18 protein-coding genes are annotated in these 16,582 nt (G+C 63.8%); 6 read left to right on the forward strand and 12 right to left on the reverse strand.

What is annotated here, in order from left to right; translation table 11 throughout:
• Position 1 precedes the first annotated feature (1 nt).
• Both P7A97_RS09980 and P7A97_RS09985 read left to right on the forward strand, forming a co-directional pair.
• Positions 2-337, forward strand: coding sequence for a tRNA-binding protein (locus tag P7A97_RS09980; RefSeq protein ID WP_277689787.1), 336 nt, complete (start codon positions 2-4; stop codon positions 335-337).
• A gap of 34 nt (positions 338-371) precedes the next feature.
• Positions 372-1,244, forward strand: coding sequence for a DMT family transporter (locus P7A97_RS09985; RefSeq protein ID WP_277689788.1), 873 nt, complete (start codon positions 372-374; stop codon positions 1,242-1,244).
• A gap of 30 nt (positions 1,245-1,274) precedes the next feature.
• Here P7A97_RS09985 and P7A97_RS09990 read toward each other — a convergent pair whose 3' ends face one another.
• The 5 genes from P7A97_RS09990 to recQ form a co-directional block, all read right to left on the reverse strand.
• Positions 1,275-1,550: a SelT/SelW/SelH family protein gene (locus tag P7A97_RS09990; protein WP_277689789.1), complete on the reverse strand. Its 276-nt coding sequence runs from the start codon at positions 1,548-1,550 to the stop codon at positions 1,275-1,277.
• Positions 1,551-1,644: 94 nt separating this feature from the next.
• Positions 1,645-3,672, reverse strand: a complete 2,028-nt coding sequence (locus P7A97_RS09995; protein ID WP_277689790.1) for a FimV/HubP family polar landmark protein — start codon at positions 3,670-3,672, stop codon at positions 1,645-1,647.
• A gap of 249 nt (positions 3,673-3,921) precedes the next feature.
• Positions 3,922-4,356, reverse strand: coding sequence for a MarR family transcriptional regulator (locus P7A97_RS10000; protein WP_277689791.1), 435 nt, complete (start codon positions 4,354-4,356; stop codon positions 3,922-3,924).
• 122 nt (positions 4,357-4,478) lie between these two features.
• The gene (locus P7A97_RS10005; protein ID WP_277689792.1) at positions 4,479-5,483 is read right to left on the reverse strand and encodes a DUF2804 domain-containing protein; all 1,005 of its coding nucleotides are present in this window, start codon (positions 5,481-5,483) and stop codon (positions 4,479-4,481) included.
• Positions 5,484-5,576: 93 nt separating this feature from the next.
• Positions 5,577-7,709 (reverse strand): DNA helicase RecQ, encoded by a 2,133-nt coding sequence (gene recQ, locus P7A97_RS10010; RefSeq protein WP_277689793.1) that lies wholly within the window; start codon positions 7,707-7,709, stop codon positions 5,577-5,579.
• A gap of 146 nt (positions 7,710-7,855) precedes the next feature.
• Here recQ and P7A97_RS10015 point away from each other — a divergent pair, with 146 nt between their 5' ends.
• The 4 genes from P7A97_RS10015 to lapD all read left to right on the forward strand — a co-directional run bounded on the left by P7A97_RS10015 (position 7,856) and on the right by lapD (position 11,573).
• Positions 7,856-8,443, forward strand: a complete 588-nt coding sequence (locus P7A97_RS10015) for a YecA family protein (protein WP_277689794.1) — start codon at positions 7,856-7,858, stop codon at positions 8,441-8,443.
• A gap of 9 nt (positions 8,444-8,452) precedes the next feature.
• Positions 8,453-8,854: a YbaN family protein gene (locus P7A97_RS10020; protein WP_277689795.1), complete on the forward strand. Its 402-nt coding sequence runs from the start codon at positions 8,453-8,455 to the stop codon at positions 8,852-8,854.
• A 76-nt stretch (positions 8,855-8,930) separates the two neighbouring features.
• Positions 8,931-9,617, forward strand: a complete 687-nt coding sequence (gene lapG / locus P7A97_RS10025; protein ID WP_277689796.1) for a cysteine protease LapG — start codon at positions 8,931-8,933, stop codon at positions 9,615-9,617.
• A 9-nt stretch (positions 9,618-9,626) separates the two neighbouring features.
• On the forward strand, positions 9,627-11,573 hold the full coding sequence (gene lapD / locus P7A97_RS10030) for a cyclic di-GMP receptor LapD (protein ID WP_277689797.1): 1,947 nt from the start codon (positions 9,627-9,629) through the stop codon (positions 11,571-11,573).
• Here lapD and P7A97_RS10035 read toward each other — a convergent pair.
• The 7 genes from P7A97_RS10035 to P7A97_RS10065 form a co-directional block, all read right to left on the reverse strand.
• Positions 11,570-12,664, reverse strand: coding sequence for a PLP-dependent cysteine synthase family protein (locus P7A97_RS10035; RefSeq protein ID WP_277689798.1), 1,095 nt, complete (start codon positions 12,662-12,664; stop codon positions 11,570-11,572). The two genes, lapD and P7A97_RS10035, sit on opposite strands and share 4 nt — an antisense overlap.
• A gap of 10 nt (positions 12,665-12,674) precedes the next feature.
• Positions 12,675-13,553, reverse strand: a complete 879-nt coding sequence (locus P7A97_RS10040) for a DMT family transporter (protein WP_277689799.1) — start codon at positions 13,551-13,553, stop codon at positions 12,675-12,677.
• 109 nt (positions 13,554-13,662) lie between these two features.
• On the reverse strand, positions 13,663-13,995 hold the full coding sequence (locus tag P7A97_RS10045) for a Na+/H+ antiporter subunit G (RefSeq protein WP_277689801.1): 333 nt from the start codon (positions 13,993-13,995) through the stop codon (positions 13,663-13,665).
• 9 nt (positions 13,996-14,004) lie between these two features.
• Positions 14,005-14,274 (reverse strand): K+/H+ antiporter subunit F, encoded by a 270-nt coding sequence (locus tag P7A97_RS10050; protein ID WP_277689802.1) that lies wholly within the window; start codon positions 14,272-14,274, stop codon positions 14,005-14,007.
• Positions 14,259-14,762 carry a Na+/H+ antiporter subunit E gene (locus P7A97_RS10055; protein WP_277689803.1) on the reverse strand — a complete coding sequence of 168 codons (504 nt, stop codon included), beginning with the start codon at positions 14,760-14,762 and terminating at the stop codon, positions 14,259-14,261. Before P7A97_RS10055 ends, P7A97_RS10050 begins: the two co-directional genes overlap by 16 nt.
• Positions 14,759-16,255 (reverse strand): monovalent cation/H+ antiporter subunit D, encoded by a 1,497-nt coding sequence (locus tag P7A97_RS10060; RefSeq protein WP_277689804.1) that lies wholly within the window; start codon positions 16,253-16,255, stop codon positions 14,759-14,761. Before P7A97_RS10060 ends, P7A97_RS10055 begins: the two co-directional genes overlap by 4 nt.
• Positions 16,252-16,581, reverse strand: a complete 330-nt coding sequence (locus tag P7A97_RS10065; protein ID WP_277689805.1) for a Na+/H+ antiporter subunit C — start codon at positions 16,579-16,581, stop codon at positions 16,252-16,254. Before P7A97_RS10065 ends, P7A97_RS10060 begins: the two co-directional genes overlap by 4 nt.
• Between the last annotated feature and the right edge of the window lies 1 nt (position 16,582).

The following is a 16,582-nucleotide window of genomic DNA, read 5'->3' on the forward strand; positions in this document are numbered from 1 at the left end:
GATGCCGATCATCGAATGGCAGGACTTCGAGCGCGTGGAGCTGCGTGTCGGCACCCTGCTCAGGGTCCGCCCCAACAGTGCCGCACGCAAACCCGCCTATGTGCTGGAAGTCGATCTGGGCGAGCTGGGCGTGAAGACCTCCAGCGCACAGATCACCGAGCATTACCGGGCCGACGAGCTGGTCGGCCGCCAGGTACTGTGCGTGTGCAACTTCGCCCCTAAACGCATCGCCGGAGTACGCTCGGACGTGCTGGTGACCGGCGCCTACGACCCGCAAGGCAAGGTGGTGCTGGCCGGCTTCGACCGACCGCTGGCCAACGGCGCGCGCCTGGCATGAAGCCCCTTGTCCCAACCCTACCCCGGGAATCCTGATGCAACACCGCACCGCACTTTTCGCCCTGCACCTGGGCGCCGTCTGTTTCGGCCTTTCCGGCATCTTCGGCAAGCTGGCTCTGGCCGCACCGCTGGTGATCGTGTTCGGCCGCGCCCTGTTCGCGGTCGGCGCCCTGGGCCTGTTCAGTCGCCTCGCCGAAACCACCCGCCGCCTGTCCTGGCGTCACCGGCTGGCCTTGGCGGCGGCGGGCCTGCTGTTGGGTGGGCACTGGTGGACTTTCTTCATCGCCGTGAAAGTGTCCGGCGTGGCCGTGGCCACGCTCGGTTTTGCCAGCTTTCCCGCCTTCACCGTGCTGCTCGAAGGCATCCTGTTTCGCGAGCGCATCCGTCCGATGGAATGGCTGGTGGTGGGTCTGGTATGTCTTGGCCTCGTGCTGGTAACGCCGCACTTCGACTTTGGCAGCGAGGCCACTTTGGGATTGGTCTGGGCAATCCTCTCGGGCCTGCTGTTCGCCCTGGTCTCGGTGAGCAACCGCGCCACCACCAAAGGCGTCGAGCCAGCCCAGGCAGCGCTGTGGCAGAACCTCGGCATCCTCGTCTGCACCTTGCCATTGGTGTGGTCGGTCCTGCCAGGGGTGCGTGCGCTGGACTGGCTGTGGATCGCCCTGCTCGGCCTGCTCTGCACCGCGCTGGCTCACAGCCTGTTCGTCGCCAGCCTGCGCGTGCTGAATGCACGCAGTGCGTCGGTGGTCTTCGCCCTGGAGCCGGTCTACGGCATTCTCTTTGCGTGGTGGCTGTTCAACGAGGAACCCGGTTTGCGCATGCTCTTCGGCGGCGCGCTGATCCTGCTGGCCACATTGATCTCAGCCCGTCTCAGCAAACACGCGCCCAGCGTCGACGACCTCAGCTGATATGGCAGCCACGCGCACCCGCCAAAGGCGTTATCGGTCGATGTGCCCCAGGTCGCGCTCGGGATCAATCAGGTCGCGCAGGCGCTGCTTGAGCTCCTTGGCCTCGGGAAAACCACCATCGGCCTTGCGCTCCCACAGTTGTACGCCATCACACACGATGCGGAACACACCGCCCGTGCCCGGCTGTAGGCTGACCATGCCCAGCTCCTCGGCGAAGGTACTGAGCAGCTCCTGGGCCAGCCAGGCAGCACGCAGCAGCCACTGGCACTGAGTGCAATAGGTGATGACCACTTCCGGTTTGCTCATGGCAACCTCCGCTCGATTGGGGCGCGCATCATACCGCGCATAAACAGCAACGCCGCGGACAAGCCGCGGCGTTGTATTCGCCCAGAGACCGACTTCAGGCGATCTTCGCCAGCAGTTCGCGCGCCTGTTCGCGCTCCTGCTCATCACCCTGGCTGATCAACTCGTTGAGGATGTCGCAGGCACTGCCAATATCGCCCTGTTCGATATAGGCCAACGCCGTATTGAGGCGCACCAGATGGTCGCGATTACCGGCCAAATGATTGAGGTCAGCGGACATCGACCCACCCTCACGCCGCGCCACCTGCTCGACGTCAAAGGCATCGATGAAGTCGGCATCGAGTACCTGTTCCTGAGGCATCTCGGCAAAAGTGGCCAGCAGCCTATCGTCCGCACTCATCTCGGACACCTCGGGCAGCTCCTGGAGGTTGGAGCTGAAGTCAGGGTCGAGCAGATCTTGCCGGGCCTTCTCGGCCTTAAGTCGGGCCGACTGCTCGGGCTGGAACGGGCTAGCCAGCTCCCAGTCGGCATCCAGTGACAGGTCATCCAGATTGAGCTGGAAGTCGTCCTGCAGCATGGTGACCTGCTCGACCGGCTCCCTGGTGGTCACCGGTGCAGCCGTTTCCTGGGTTCGCTGCAGGTGGCCATAACGTGCGCGGATCTGATCGATCTGCACATGGCTGGCGCCCATCTCATGCAGCTGGCGCTCCTGTTCGAAAAAAGCGCCGGCATCGCCCAACTCACCGCAAACCTCCAGCATGCGCAAACGCAGATCCAAGCGTTCAGGATGCTGCTCGATGGCCCTGCGCAGGCTATTGGCTGCATCGGCAAAACGCCCGTAGGCGATATAGATATTGGCGCCCTCCAGCGGATCGGTGGCCGGTTGGGCCTTGGGCTGAGGCGCTGGCGGCGCCACCGTGACGGGCACGGCGACAGGCTCGCGTTGCTCTGTTTCTCGTACCACGGGCCGGGACACCATACGCGGCTCGGCCGGCGGCTGACGCTGCGGCAAGGGCTCGCTCGGTGCCCTGCGCCGCCAGGCAAGCAAGGCAAAGCCCGCCAGCAACAGCAGCGCCAGGGCTGCGACGAGCCAGCCCACCCAGGCCATACTCCGCGACTCGGCAACCGGAGCGGCCGCCTCGGTCACAACAGGGGCGGGCGGTGCCACCGGCATGGCCTGCTGCTCCAACTGGGCACGGATCTGCTGCATCTGCAGATCCTTCTCGGCCATCTGTGTCTGCAGTTGCTGGAGCTGTTCCTGCAACTGACTCAGGGTGTTCTGCAGCTGCAAGTTCTGCGCATTGACCTGGGCCAGCTCGGCCACCAGACGCTCCTGTTCGACTTGTGCTGGCGGCTGCTCCTCGGCGGCAACAGCCGGCGCTTGCGGGGCTACCTGGCTATCAGCAGCCACGGCAGCTGATACTGGTTCGGCAACAGAAGCCCTGACGCTGTCCGGCAAGAGCAACTGAGCACCTGCCAGCAAGCGGCCAGGATCACCATTAGTGAAGGCTTGCGGGTTGAGAGCCAGGATGTCGCCCATCAAGGCCTCACGAGAGCCGGCACCCTCATTGCCCTGCAAGCGCCCCGCAATCGTCCACAGGCTGTCACCACGCTGGACCTGATAGCGCTCGCCATTTACTGCCGGCGGTAGCGGCCGATCAGGGCTGCGCTGCCATGTGTTCGCCACCGGCGCTGGCAGCGGTGCTGCCTGCGGAGTATGGAAAGACGAACCCGGCGGGTCGATCAGCACCGTGTACTCACGCAGCAGGTTGCCACCCGGCCTGGCCACTTCGACGATAAAGTTCAGATAGGGCTCACGTACTGGCTTGCTTGACTGCACGCGAATCAATCCACGCCCGCCTCGCAGAACCGGAGTGAAGCGCAGGTCGTTGAGAAAGTAGAAGCGCTCTACGCCGATACGTCGGAACTCCTCGTCGGAAGCCAGGCGCACCTTGATATCCTGATCCTCCAGGTCGCCAACCTGCAGCAGCTCGATTTCGGCATCCAGTGGCTGATTGAGCGCCGAGTGCAGATTGATGTCGCCCAGGCCCAGGGCAGACGCGGCGCCCGAATAGAAGACAGACCCGGAGGCCAGCCCCAGCAGTAAAAGACGAAAACGAGCCATGAGGCCCTCCCCTCGTACGCACCCGCTCTGCCTCTATGAGCATGTATTCCCTGGATGGCTTGGCGCGTGAGGTGACAACTGTCGGGGGCAATCCCTGGCAACCCGGCAACGAAGGCGCCGGCCAGAGCGCCTTGCAAGGCGTACAAAACTGGCAAGCATAAGGCCAGCATATTAATGCAAACCTATAAATGCCAACCAGATCTCATTCTATTTAGTAATAAGAGCGCCTGTTCAGGAAACAGCAGACGCTTAGGAGCGCTCCAGGTTGGCCAGAATACGAGCATGCACGCCCTGACAGATGCGCTGCTCTTCCTCGCTGATGCCGGCGAATAACTCGGCGCGCAGTTGCTGGGCGATGCTCTCGATCTGCTCGATCAGCGGCCGCGCCTTGGCGGTGAGCACCACCTTCTTGGCCCGACGATCCTCAGGAACAGCAATGCGTTGCACCAGCTCCTGCCCCTCCAGGCCATCCAGCAGACGGGCCAGGGTCGGCCCCTCCACGCCTACGGTTTGCGCCAGTTCGCGCTGGGTGGGCGCTTCCTTGAGCAAGGCCAGGTGCAGCAGCACCAACCAGCGCGCCTGGGACAGGCCAAGACCGGAAAGACGACGATCCAGTTCCGCGCGCCAGGCGCGGGATAACTGGGCCAACTGCATACCGAAACTGTGATGGGCAAACTTGTGCATGGGTGGGGCTCTCAGCTGATTCTTGCTGCCGCCCACCCCCCAAGGTGCGTGTGGACTGCAGAAAAACCTAATTATTAGTCACCTAACCATAACTCCGGCAGGGCTGAGCGCCAAGCCCATTGTCACCATTTGACATACTGATCCTCGACAAAGCCCCACAGATTATCGATAGGGACCGGCGGCCGCCCCGGCGGGCGCAACGTGCCCTGAAAACGGCCGAATACCTGCTTGAAGTTACTGGCCAGCATGCCGAGGTTCAGTCGTTCACAATGCAGGCCGTGGCCACGAAAGGTCAGTTCCACCTGGCCATCACCCGAAACGATGCGCCACGGCGCCAGCGGCTGGTCGCGGTCGTACTGGAAGTGCACGCCGCCCACCGGCAGCAGTTGTCCATCGAGCCAGTAGCAGTTCTCGCTGAAGCTGGTTTCGTTGACCCCACAGGATAGATTGAGGCCGACGCGGGTTGCCCCGACCCGCCCCGACAGGCACGCCCAGTTCCAGTTCGTCTCCGGGCGCATGTAGCCGGCCGACCAGTCATGATGGGCGAAGGCGCCGATGTCGGCCAAGTCGAAGTCACCCAGCGCACTCTGCACCTGTCCCTGGCAGCGAACCCCCGCCACCTTCTGCGCATAGACCCAGCCATCGACGGCGGTCGGCGTACAGATGCACATGGGCTGGAACTGCTCTTCGGAAAAGCCCGCTTCAATACGCGTGCCATCGTCCAGTTCCACCAGCAGGCTTTTCCTGGTGCCCTGGTTGTCCAGACGCAACAGGTTGGCGCCGCTACGCAACTCGCAGATACCCGCATTGGGCTGGGTGGAGAACGACGTTCCGAAGCCCAGCGGCCGGCGGAACTGACGCTCGATCATACGCCCGGTGGAAGGCTGGAACAGATAGACGAAGCCGGCCGTGAGCAGGCTGATATCAGCCAAGGCACAGCCGCCAATCAGCTCCTCGCTGACCAGCCCGAAATACTGAAACTGGTGGTAGCGTCGCCACTTGGCCAGCGTGCCTCGCCGCTGCCCCATGGGTGAGCGGAAGTCAAAGTCACGCCAGTTGATCTGCTCCGGCGCGCCGGGAAAGATGCCATAGCGGGGTTGGCCATTGGCCTGGATCAGTCGTTCCATGAATGCACCCGAGGGGAAGGTGCAGCGATCCTAACAGCCACCCACGCCTGGCCGAGAGACCAGACGCGCCAGGTACAGCGACCCTTGCGGCCACTACACCTCGAACTCGGCCTGCAGCGCTGCACGCACACAATGCAGCACCCCCTCCGGCACCTGGCCGGCGAACTGCTCGGCGATCGCCGCCACCGATGGCAGTTCACCCTCGCCATCGAGGAAGGCGTCCTGAATTTCGCCCAGCAGCTCTTCCGGCAGGTCCAGCGCCTGCTCCAAGCTCAGCTGCTGGCGGCCAATGGCCTCGGCCAGCAGGTTGTACACGCTCTTCTCACCGCAATTGAGCTGGTTGGCGATCTGCACCGGGGTCATGCCAGCGCGGGCCAGGCTGACCAATTCGTGGCGCAGGTCCTGCACCGTTTGCGGTGCCTCGCCCTGGCCTGAGCCGTTGAGGACTTCGAGAAAGGCCTGGCCATAGCGCTCCAGCTTGCGCGCCCCCACGCCACTGACCCGCGCCATCTCATCCAGCGTGCGCGGCTGGCTGCGCAACATTTCCAGCAGGGTGGCATCGGGAAATATCACGTAAGGCGGCACCGAGTGCTCCTCGGCCAGCTTGCGGCGCAGGGTGCGCAGGGCTTCCCACTGCTCGCGTTCCTCGCCGCGCACCAACTGGCTGGCGCTGCTGCCGGAAGCCTTGACCGCCTGCTGCGGCTTGAGGTCGCGGCGCAGCTCCAGGGTCACCTCGCCGCGCAGCAGCGGGCGGCAGCTATCGGACAGACGCAGGCCGCCATAGCCCTCCAGGTCGACATCGGCCAGGCCACGGGCCACCAGCTGTCGGAACAGGGTGCGCCACTCGCCCTCGCTCAGCGCCTTGCCGATGCCGAACACCGGCAGATGCTGGTGACCCACGGCGCGAATCTTGTCGTTGTCACGGCCCAAGAGAATGTCGACCAGATGGCCGACACCATAGCGCTGGCCGCTACGGTAGATCGCCGACAGGGCCTGGCGTGCAGGTTCTGTGGCATCCCAGGTCTGCACCTGATCGACGCAGGTGTCGCAATGGCCACAGGGCTGCGGAAGATCTTCGTCGAAGTAGGCGAGCAGCGCCTGGCGCCGGCAGCGGATCTCTTCGCACAGGGCCAGCATGGCATCCAGCTTGTGCTGTTCGACACGCTTGTGTCGCTCGTCGCCCTCGGAGTTGGCCAGCATCTGCTTGAGGAACACCACGTCTTGCAGGCCGTAGGCCATCCAGGCGTCCGCCGGCAGGCCGTCACGACCGGCGCGACCGGTCTCCTGGTAGTAGGCTTCCAGCGACTTGGGCAGATCCATGTGGCAGACGAAGCGCACGTTGGGCTTGTCGATGCCCATGCCGAAGGCGATGGTGGCCACCATGATCAGCCCTTCCTCGTTGAGAAAGCGCTTCTGGTGGTAGCCGCGCAGGTCATTCGACAGCCCGGCGTGATAGGGCAGCGCCGGGTACCCCTGAGCGCTGAGAAACTCGGCCACTTCCTCGACCTTCTTGCGCGACAGGCAATAGACGATGCCGGCATCGCCCTTGCGCGCCGCGAGGAAGGCCAGCAGCTGCTTGCGCGGCTGATCCTTGGGCTGGATACGGTAGAAGATGTTCGGGCGGTCGAAGCTGGAGAGAAAACGTTCGGCATCCTGTAGGTGCAGGCGCTGGACGATTTCCTCGCGGGTGCGTTTGTCTGCCGTAGCGGTCAGGGCGATGCGCGGCACGCTGGGAAACAGTTCGGCGAGCTGGCCCAGCTGCAGGTATTCCGGACGGAAGTCATGTCCCCACTGCGATACGCAGTGCGCCTCGTCGATGGCGAACAGGGCAACCTTGGGCAAGCGCTGCAGGAAATCCAGCATGCGCGGCTGCACCAGGCGCTCCGGGGCCAGGTAGAGAAACTTGATCTCGTCACGGCGGATTCGCTCGGCGATCTCGCGCTGCTCGTCGTTGCTCAGCGTCGAATTGAGTGCCACGGCAGCCACGCCCAGCTCATCCAGGGTGGCAACCTGATCCTCCATCAGCGCGATCAGCGGCGAAACAATCACCGCCAGGCCCTCGCGCAACAATCCCGGCACCTGGTAGCAGAGCGATTTGCCGCCGCCAGTGGGCATCAGTACCAGGGCATCCCCTCCTTCCGCGACGCGCTCGATGATCGCCGCCTGGTTGCCGCGAAAGGCGTCGTAACCGAAGACATCTTTGAGAATGCGCAGAGCAGCAGACATGGGCAGCGGGATCATCCGGTGAGTAAAGGAAGCGGCCGCGCAGTATACGCGAGCCGAAGCTTCGGCTGGCCCTCGCCCGTCGGCCGTGCTTTTGCAGGCACGGGCGGCTAGAATCCCGGTGTTTTCCCACTCAAGGTAGTCCCACGATGTCCTTCGCTGAGCAACTGTCCCGCCTGCAAGCCTTTCTCGATGCCGATGACCTGCACGAGGAAGCGCTGGACTACATCGCCGCCCACGGCTACCTGACCGCCCTGAGCATCTGCCCCGAGCAGGTGCCGGAGCGCGAGTGGATCGACGCGCTGTTCGCCGAGCCGCCGCACTACCGCAGCGACATCGAGCGCGAAGAAGTGGAAATCACCCTGCACCTGCTCAAGGCACACATCGCTCGCCAGCTGGCCAGCGATGACGAGCCGGAAATCCCCTGCGAGCTGGACCTGGGTGAAAACCCGGACGACTCCGAGCTGCGCGGCTGGTGCATCGGTTTCATGGAAGGCGTTTTCCTGCGCGAGGCCGTGTGGTTCGAGGACTCCGAGGACGAAGTCAGTGAGCTGCTGCTGCCGATCATGGTTGCCTCCGGCCTGTTCGACGAGCAGCCGGAATTCGCCGAAATCGCCCGCGACCAGCAACTGGTGGACAGCATGGTCGACCAGATTCCCGACGTGCTCACCGCCCTGTTCCTGCTGTGCCAGGCCCCGGAAGAAAAACCCGCACTGCTCAAGCCCCGTCACCACTAAGGTGCGCCCATGGCGCACGCCGACATCCAGCAGAGTCGCCACCGCAGCGTGCGTTACGTGCTGCTGGTGCTCGGCTGGCTGAGCGTTGCGCTGGGGGTGATCGGCATTTTCGTGCCGGTATTGCCGACCACGCCCTTCCTGCTGCTGGCCGCCGCCTGCTTCGTGCGCAGCTCGCGGCGCTTCTATCTCTGGCTGGTCAACCACAAGCATCTCGGCCCGTGGATACGTGACTACCTGGAAGGCAACGGCATTCCGCTCAAGGGCAAGGTCTACGCCATCGGCCTGATGTGGCTCAGCATTGGCCTGTCCTGCTACCTGGTGCCGCTGTTCTGGGCCCGAGCCTTCATGCTCGGCAGCGCGGTGCTGGTCAGCTGCTACATTTTGCGCCAGAAGACCCTGCCAAGCCGCTGATCGCCTGATCGGGCGAAACCGGCAAAGTCATAGCTCCTTGCCTACACTCTCCTGACTTCCCATGGAGAGGCCCTTCATGAAGCAACCCAGCACTCAGGGACGAGCCCAGCGCCTGCCGGCGATCTGGCTCATGCTGGGCACCCTACTGATTGCCGCGGCCTCCTGGGCCAACTGGAACTTCGAGCTGATCATCGGCAATGCGGAGAAGCGCTACGGCAACCTGGGCAATGCCAAAACCCGTATCCAGGCCTGGGATGAGTTGATCCGCGCCAGCGAAAGCCTCTCAGAAAAAGACAAGCTGACCAGCGTCAATCGCTTCTTCAATCGCCAGTTCCGCTTCTCCGACGATATCCGCAACTGGCGCCAGAACGACTATTGGGCAACGCCTATCGAGGCGCTGGTCAAGGGCGCCGGCGACTGCGAAGACTATTCCATCGCCAAATACTTCACCCTGCGCCGCCTTGGCGTGCCCTCGGAAAAACTGCGCATCACCTACGTCAAAGCCTTGCAGTACAACCAGGCGCACATGGTGCTGACCTACTACGCCAGCCCCAGTGCCGAGCCACTGGTGCTGGACAACCTGATCGGCGAAATCCGCCCCGCCTCCCAGCGCAAGGATCTGCTGCCGGTCTACGCCTTCAATGCCGAGGGGCTCTACCTCCCCGGCCAGACCGGCAAGAAGAGCGACACCAAGAAACTCTCGCGCTGGCAGGACCTGCTGAAAAAGATGCGCGCCGAAGGCTTCGATATCGGCGAGGGTTAGGAGAAGACCATGTCCCTGTTGAAACAGCTATTTCTCGCCATCTGCCTGTTCCTGGTGGTGGCCTTCACCGGCAGCTTCATTTCCGGCGTCGAGAGCTCACGGGAACAATTGATCGGACAATTGCGTTCCCACGCCCAGGACGCCGCCACCGCCCTCGGTCTGTCGATGACCCCGCACGTGGACGACCCGGCAATGATCGAACTGATGGTCAGTTCGATCTTCGACAGCGGCTACTTCGCCACCATCCGCGTGGTGCGCATTCCGGGTGACGAGGTCATCGTCGAGCGGCGCACTACCACCACCTCGGACAAAGTGCCGTCCTGGTTCGTCAACCTGGTCGACCTCGACCCGCAGGGCGGCGATGCGCTAATCATGCGCGGCTGGGAACAGGCCGCGCGAGTCGAGGTCCTCAGCCATCCGCAATTCGCTCTCGCCAAGCTATGGGACAGCGCCGTCGGCAGCCTGCTCTGGCTACTGCTGTGCGGGGTGGTCAGCGCCATCCTCGGTGGCTGGCTGCTGCGCACCCAGCTGCGCCCACTGGACAACATGGTGCAGCAGGCCCAGGCCATCACCCGTCGCGAATTCCTCACCCTGCCCCGCGTACCGCGCACGCCTGAGCTCAAGCGGGTAGTACTGGCCATGAACCAGATGGTCGAGAAGCTCAAGCAGCTATTCGCCGAAGAGGCCGCGCGCAGCGAGAAACTGCGCGAGGAAGCCTACCAGGACACCCTCACCGGCCTGGCCAATCGCCGTCTGTTCGATATCCAGCTGGCCAGCCAGCTGGACGTCAGCGAACAGAACGCCGAGGGCTATGTGATGTTCCTGCGGGTCAATGACCTCGGCGGTCTCAACCAGCGTCTGGGCGGACAGAAAACCGACGAGCTGATCAGCGCCATCGGCGAAATCCTCAAGCGCCTGCTCGCAGAACGCGGCAGCCCGGACTGGCTGGCCTCGCGCAGTCGAGGCGGCGAGTTCACCCTGCTGGCACCCGGCCTGGCCGGCGAGGATGCCGACCGCCTGGCCATGGGCCTGATCGAAAGCCTGGAAAGCCTGCGCCAGACCGGCGCCAGCGACTGCACGCCGGTCACCCATCTGGGCATCGCCGCCTTCAAGCCTGGTGAAGAGGCCAGCACGGTGATCGCCCGCGCCGACCAGGCGCTGGCCCAGGCCCAGGCTCACCCCGGCAAGCCCTGGGAGCGGGTGGACGACTTCAATGCCCTGGCCGGTCAGGGCCAGCACGACTGGCGCAAGTGGATCGATGAAGCGCTCAATCAAGGCAAGCTGCAGCTGTACTTTCAGCCGGTGGTCAACTGCACCGAGCGCGGCCAGGTCATTCATCAGAAGGTACTGGCGCGCCTGCTCGACCCCCAGGGTGAAGCCATCGCTGCCGGCCGTTTCCTGCCCTGGATCGAACGCCTGGGTTGGACCGCGCGCTTCGACCTGGCCATGCTCGAACACAGTCTGGCTCACCTGAGCAGCCATCCGCAGCCCCTGGCACTGAGCCTGTCCGCCGCGACCCTGCGCGAACCCGACCAGCTGAACAAGCTGCTGGAGATGCTCAGGGCCCACCCCGAGCAAGGCGAGCTGATGACCTTGGAGCTGGACGAGCGCCACCTGCCTCCGGCTGCCGAGCTGGAAAAACTCAGCCAGCAGGTGCGCGAAACCGGCTTCAGCCTGGGCCTGCAGCACTTCGGTGGGCGCTTCAGCCTGATCGGCAACCTCACTCACCTGGGGCTGGCCTACCTGAAGATCGATGGCAGCTACATCCGCGCCATCGACCAGGAAGATGACAAGCGGGTATTCATCGAAGCCATCTTCCGCGCCACCAACAGCATCGATCTGCCATTGATCGCCGAGATGGTCGAAACCGAAGGCGAGCTGGCAGTAATCACGGAGCTGGGTATCGATGGCGCCATGGGCCGCCTGATTGGTGCACCTGCGCCCTGGCAGGGTTAACCGCGGAACAACTTATCCAGTTTGGGTAGCGCCGCGCCGTCTTCGGCGCAGGCGCGCACCTGTTCGATCAGCGGTGCCAGTCCATACCCCTGGCCACTCAGCCAGAGATCGTCGTAATAGGTGGTGGCGTAGCGCTCGCCGCCATCGCAGAGAATGGCCACCACCGAGCCACGCTCACCCGCTTCGACCATACGCTGCGCCACCAACAGGGCACCAACCAGATTGGTGCCGCTGGAGGCGCCGACCCGCCGACCCAGGCGTTGCGCCAGGTAGTGCATGGCGGCCAGGGACAGGGCATCGGGCACCTTGCACATGGCGTCCAGCACATCCGGCATGAACGAAGGCTCGACCCGTGGCCGGCCGATGCCCTCGATGCGCGAACCGCAATCCAGGGTCAGGCTGCGATCACCACTGACATAGCTGTCGAAAAATACCGAGCGCTCGGCATCGGCGCAGAGCACACGAGTGCTGTGCTGGCGATAGCGCACATAGCGCCCCAGGGTTGCCAGGGTGCCGCCAGTGCCGGGGCTGGAGACCAGCCAACTCGGCTCGGGGAACGCCTCGTGGCGCATCTGCTGGAAGATCGACTCGGCGATGTTGTTGTTCGCCCGCCAGTCGGTAGCGCGCTCGGCGTAGGTGAACTGATCCATGAAGTGGCCGCCGGTCTCCCGAGCCAGCCGCACGGATTCGGCATGAATCTGCGTGGGGTCGTCCACCAGATGGGCTCGACCGCCGTAAAAAGCGATCTGCGCCAGCTTTTCTGTGGCGGTGGAAGCCGGCACCACGGCAATGAACGGCAGCCCCAGCAGCCGCGAGAAATAGGCCTCGGAAATCGCCGTGGAGCCGCTGGAAGCCTCGATCACCGGAGCCCCGGGCTTGAGCCAGCCATTGCACAGGGCATACAGGAACAACGAACGCGCCAGGCGGTGCTTGAGGCTGCCGGTGGGGTGGCTGGACTCGTCCTTGAAATACAGCTCGACGCCCGGCAGCCCCGGCAGCGCCAAGGGAATCAGGTGGGTATCGGCGCTGCGCTGGAAGTCCGCCTCGATGATGCGTACCGCCTCGCGGGCCCACTGGCGTAGATAGGTCATGGATGTGTCCTCAATCGAGAATACCGGCCGGCACCGGGGTGCTGTCGCGCCACTGGCTGAGTGCAACCCCGGCGAACACCAGGGCTGCCGCGGCATACTGCCACGAGCTCAGACTCTCACCGAGCAACAACGCCGCAAACAGCAGGGTGAACACCGGCAGCAGGTTGGTGAAGCCGGATGCCTGGCTGACCGGCAGGCGGCTGACACCGAAGTTGTACAGGCCATAGGCTCCCACCGTAACCAGCAGTCCCAGATAGACCACTGCAGCAATGCCCTGGAAACTCAGTTCGGCGGGTAACGACTCACCCGCCAACGCCAGCGGCAGAAAGAACAGCGTGCCGATAAAGGCTTGCATGGCGGTCAGCACAAAGGGCGAGTAGCGCTCGCACAGACGCTTGAGCAACAGGGAATAGGCCGTGGCGCAGAGCACGGCAAGAAATTCGTAGAAGTTGCCCAGCAGCGGAGCGGGCGCGCTGGCATCGGCTTCACCGATCAGGCTCAGCCACAGCGCCCCGATCAACGCCAGGAGAAAGCCTGCCCAGGTAGTTGCAGCGATGCGCTCACGCAGGAAGAAGAAAGCGCCCACGGCCACCAACATGGGCAGCAAGGCGGTGATCATCCCCGCCTGGGAGGCGCTGGTGTGCTGCAGCGCGAGGGCCTCGAAGATGAAGTATAGGCAAGGCTCGCAAGCCGCGAGCAACAGCAGGTAGCGCCAGTCGCCAGGGCGGTACTCGACGCGCCCTCGCCAGCGCCAGGCCAGCAGGAACACAAGGCTGCCGATGGCCATACGGCCGAACACCACCCACATCGGCGGCAGCTCGGCAAAGGCCAGTTTGAGGGCGATGAAGGAGCTGCCCCACAGCGCCATGGCCAGCACCAGGCAAAGCATTGCAAATGTCCGCCCCGGCATGACTGTCTCTCCAGAAAACCGACAGTCTAGAAGCCGTGGCGGAGCCCGGACAGGCACAGCCAGCCAGGAAAACTGTGCTCCCGCCTGGTCACTCTTCCCAGGGTTTGCCGCGGGTGGCCGAGTCAATCGGCAGCTTTTGCTGCAAGGCGGCTTTGGCCAGCATGTGTGCGCTGACCGGCGCAGTGATAAAGAGGAACAGGGTAATCAGCAGTTCGTGCAGGCTAATGCCCTCCTCCCCCGCGCCGAAGAACAACATGGAGGCGACCACCAGCCCCCCCACGCCCAGCGTAGTGGCCTTGGTGGGGCTGTGCAGGCGGGTGAAAAAATCGGGAAACCGCACCAGACCGACTGCGCCGACCAGGGTAAACAGGCTGCCAGCCAGCAGGAAAAACACGACCAAGGCTTCAATCCAGATATTCATGCGTCGCTCCTACTCGATGATGTCGCCGCGCAGCAGGTACTTGGTCACCGCCACCGTGCCGATGAAGCCCATCACCGCAATCAGCAGAGCCGCCTCGAAGTACAGGTCGGAGCCCTCCCAGATCCCCAGCAGCACGATCAGGGCAATCGCATTGATGTACAGCGTATCCAGGGCCAGGATGCGATCCGGCATGCTCGGCCCGCGGATCAGCCGTACCAGGGTCAACAGCAGCGCCAGTCCGACCAGGGCGACGCACAGGGGGATCACGTAGGCGAGCATGCGAACACCTCCAGCAGCGGGCGCTCGTAGCGCTGTTTGATCTGCGCCACCAGCGCGGCCTCGTCGTCGATATCCAGGCAATGCAGCAGCAGGGTGCGGCGGTCGGCACTGAGGTTGGCGGACACAGTGCCTGGCGTCAGGCAGATGATGCTGGCCAGCATGGTCAGCGCCAGTTCGTCGGTCAGTTCCAAGGGCACCTCGACGAAGGCCGGACGTGGACGCGTGAACGGGTTGAGCACCAGGCGCGCCACCTGCAGGTTGGCGACGATGATGTCGAACAGCACCAGCAGCAGGAAACGACACAACTGCCAGGGCTTGGCAATCTGCGGCGGGTTGATCCAGAACAGCTGTGACACCAGCGGGATCACCCAGCCCAGAAAGGCGCCCAGCAGCACATGGCCGAAGCTGAAATCGTTGACCAGCAGCAACCAGAGCAGCAGCAGGAAAAGGCTCAGCAGAGGGTGCGGTAGCCAGCGCCAGGTTCTCATTGGCCACCTCCGAGCAGCAGATAGGTATTGACGTCCTGCAATTGCAACGCCGCGGCATTCAGGTACTCCAGCACGGGTGCAGCCAGCAGGGTCAGCAACGGGCTGAGCAGGAACAGGCCAACACAGGCCAGCAGACGGCCGCGATCGAGTTCAGAACTATCCAGCTGATCCTGGCCGACACGCCAGAAAATGGTGCTTCCCGCACGACTCAAAGCCACCAGCATGCCCAGACCGCCGACCAGCAGCAGCGGCCACAGCCACACGGCGTACTGCCAGTCGCTGGCGGCACGCAACAGCAACAGCTTGCCGATAAAACCCGACAGCGGCGGCAAACCGGCAATGGCGATGGCACCAAGGAAAAACAGCCCGCCAAGCAGCCGTGGGTGCTGCAGTGCCGGGCCCTGGACCAGATCGCCCGCCTTGTCGCCACGCTGGCGCGAAACCAGGTCGACCAGCAGGAACATAGCCGCCGACACCCAGGTGGTGTGTAGCCAGTAATACAGCGCCGCCTGCAGCGAGGCCGGGGTGCCGATGGCCATGCCAGCCAGCAGGGTTCCCACCGAGACAACCAGCAGATAGGCGATCAAACGCTGCAGGCTGCTGGCGGACAGGGCACCGAGCACGCCCGCGGCCAGGGTCAGCAGGGCCAGTGGCCAGAGCCACTCCTGGGCCAGATTGGCCAGGCTGCCGGCCTCGCTGCCAAACACCAAGGTGTAAACCCGCAGAATCGAATACAGACCCACCTTGGTCATGATGGCGAACAGCGCCGCCACCGGTGCACTGGCCGCGGCATAGGCGCTCGGCAGCCAGAAATACAGCGGCAAGAAGGCCGCCTTGAGGCCGAATACCAGCAACAGCAGCAGACCGGCAGCCCCCAAAATTGGTGCCTGGTCCGCAGAGGCAGCAGCCACTTTCACCGCCAGATCGGCGATGTTCAGCGTGCCGGTAATGCCATACAGGGTGCCCACGGCGATCAGGAACAGCGCCGAACCCAACAAGTTGAGTACCACATAGTGCAACCCTGCCCTCACCCGCTCGCGACCACCGCCATGCAGTAGCAACGCATAGGAAGCAATCAGCAGGATCTCGAAGAACACGAACAGGTTGAACAGATCGCCGGTAAGGAAGGCGCCATTGATCCCCAGCAACTGAAACTGGAACAGCGCATGGAAACTACTGCCACGTTCGTCATCGCCACGCATCGCATACAGCAGGGCGAACAATGCCAGCACGGCGGTCAGCAGCAGCATCAGGGCACTGAGGCGATCCAGCAGCAACACGATGCCGAATGGTGCCGCCCAGTTGCCGAGGGTGTACTGCTGCAGCTCACCCAGCCCGGCCAGGTGCACCAGCCACAGGCTGACCGGCAACAACGCCAGAGTGGCCAGCAGCGACAGAGAGCGCTGCGCGGCCATGCGGACACGCCCGCCCAGCAGCAACAGGCCACCGGCGAACAGCGGAATAAGGACCGGCAGGATCAGCGCATGATTCATCGGCGCGGCTCTCCACCATCGACATGATCGGTATCGTGCTCACCCAGGCTACGCAGAGCCAGCACGACGACAAAGGCGGTCATGGCGAACCCGATGACGATGGCAGTCAGTACCAAGGCCTGGGGCAATGGGTCGGTATAGCTCGCGCCCTCACGAATCACCGCGGGTACGCCACTGTGCAGGCGCCCCATGGCGAACAGGAACAGGTTGACCGCATAGGACAGCAGGGTCAGCCCCATGACCACGGGGAAGGTGCGCGCACGCAGCAACAGGTACACGCCGCTGGCGGTCAACACGCCGAGTACCAGAGCGAACAGGGCTTCCATC

Source organism: Pseudomonas sp. GOM6 (genome assembly GCF_029537485.1).
Taxonomy (GTDB): Bacteria; Pseudomonadota; Gammaproteobacteria; order Pseudomonadales; family Pseudomonadaceae; genus Aquipseudomonas.

Excerpts from the sequence above, each read along its gene's own strand:
- P7A97_RS09980 (WP_277689787.1), top strand. The coding sequence starts at position 2 with ATGCCGATCATCGAATGGCAGGACTTCGAGCGCGTGGAGCTGCGTGTC.
- P7A97_RS09985 (WP_277689788.1), top strand. The coding sequence starts at position 372 with ATGCAACACCGCACCGCACTTTTCGCCCTGCACCTGGGCGCCGTCTGT.
- P7A97_RS09990 (WP_277689789.1), bottom strand. The coding sequence starts at position 1,550 with ATGAGCAAACCGGAAGTGGTCATCACCTATTGCACTCAGTGCCAGTGG.
- P7A97_RS09995 (WP_277689790.1), bottom strand. The coding sequence starts at position 3,672 with ATGGCTCGTTTTCGTCTTTTACTGCTGGGGCTGGCCTCCGGGTCTGTC.
- P7A97_RS10000 (WP_277689791.1), bottom strand. The coding sequence starts at position 4,356 with ATGCACAAGTTTGCCCATCACAGTTTCGGTATGCAGTTGGCCCAGTTA.
- P7A97_RS10005 (WP_277689792.1), bottom strand. The coding sequence starts at position 5,483 with ATGGAACGACTGATCCAGGCCAATGGCCAACCCCGCTATGGCATCTTT.
- recQ (WP_277689793.1), bottom strand. The coding sequence starts at position 7,709 with ATGTCTGCTGCTCTGCGCATTCTCAAAGATGTCTTCGGTTACGACGCC.
- P7A97_RS10015 (WP_277689794.1), top strand. The coding sequence starts at position 7,856 with ATGTCCTTCGCTGAGCAACTGTCCCGCCTGCAAGCCTTTCTCGATGCC.
- P7A97_RS10020 (WP_277689795.1), top strand. The coding sequence starts at position 8,453 with ATGGCGCACGCCGACATCCAGCAGAGTCGCCACCGCAGCGTGCGTTAC.
- lapG (WP_277689796.1), top strand. The coding sequence starts at position 8,931 with ATGAAGCAACCCAGCACTCAGGGACGAGCCCAGCGCCTGCCGGCGATC.
- lapD (WP_277689797.1), top strand. The coding sequence starts at position 9,627 with ATGTCCCTGTTGAAACAGCTATTTCTCGCCATCTGCCTGTTCCTGGTG.
- P7A97_RS10035 (WP_277689798.1), bottom strand. The coding sequence starts at position 12,664 with ATGACCTATCTACGCCAGTGGGCCCGCGAGGCGGTACGCATCATCGAG.
- P7A97_RS10040 (WP_277689799.1), bottom strand. The coding sequence starts at position 13,553 with ATGCTTTGCCTGGTGCTGGCCATGGCGCTGTGGGGCAGCTCCTTCATC.
- P7A97_RS10045 (WP_277689801.1), bottom strand. The coding sequence starts at position 13,995 with ATGAATATCTGGATTGAAGCCTTGGTCGTGTTTTTCCTGCTGGCTGGC.
- P7A97_RS10050 (WP_277689802.1), bottom strand. The coding sequence starts at position 14,274 with ATGCTCGCCTACGTGATCCCCCTGTGCGTCGCCCTGGTCGGACTGGCG.
- P7A97_RS10055 (WP_277689803.1), bottom strand. The coding sequence starts at position 14,762 with ATGAGAACCTGGCGCTGGCTACCGCACCCTCTGCTGAGCCTTTTCCTG.
- P7A97_RS10060 (WP_277689804.1), bottom strand. The coding sequence starts at position 16,255 with ATGAATCATGCGCTGATCCTGCCGGTCCTTATTCCGCTGTTCGCCGGT.
- P7A97_RS10065 (WP_277689805.1), bottom strand. The coding sequence starts at position 16,581 with ATGGAAGCCCTGTTCGCTCTGGTACTCGGCGTGTTGACCGCCAGCGGC.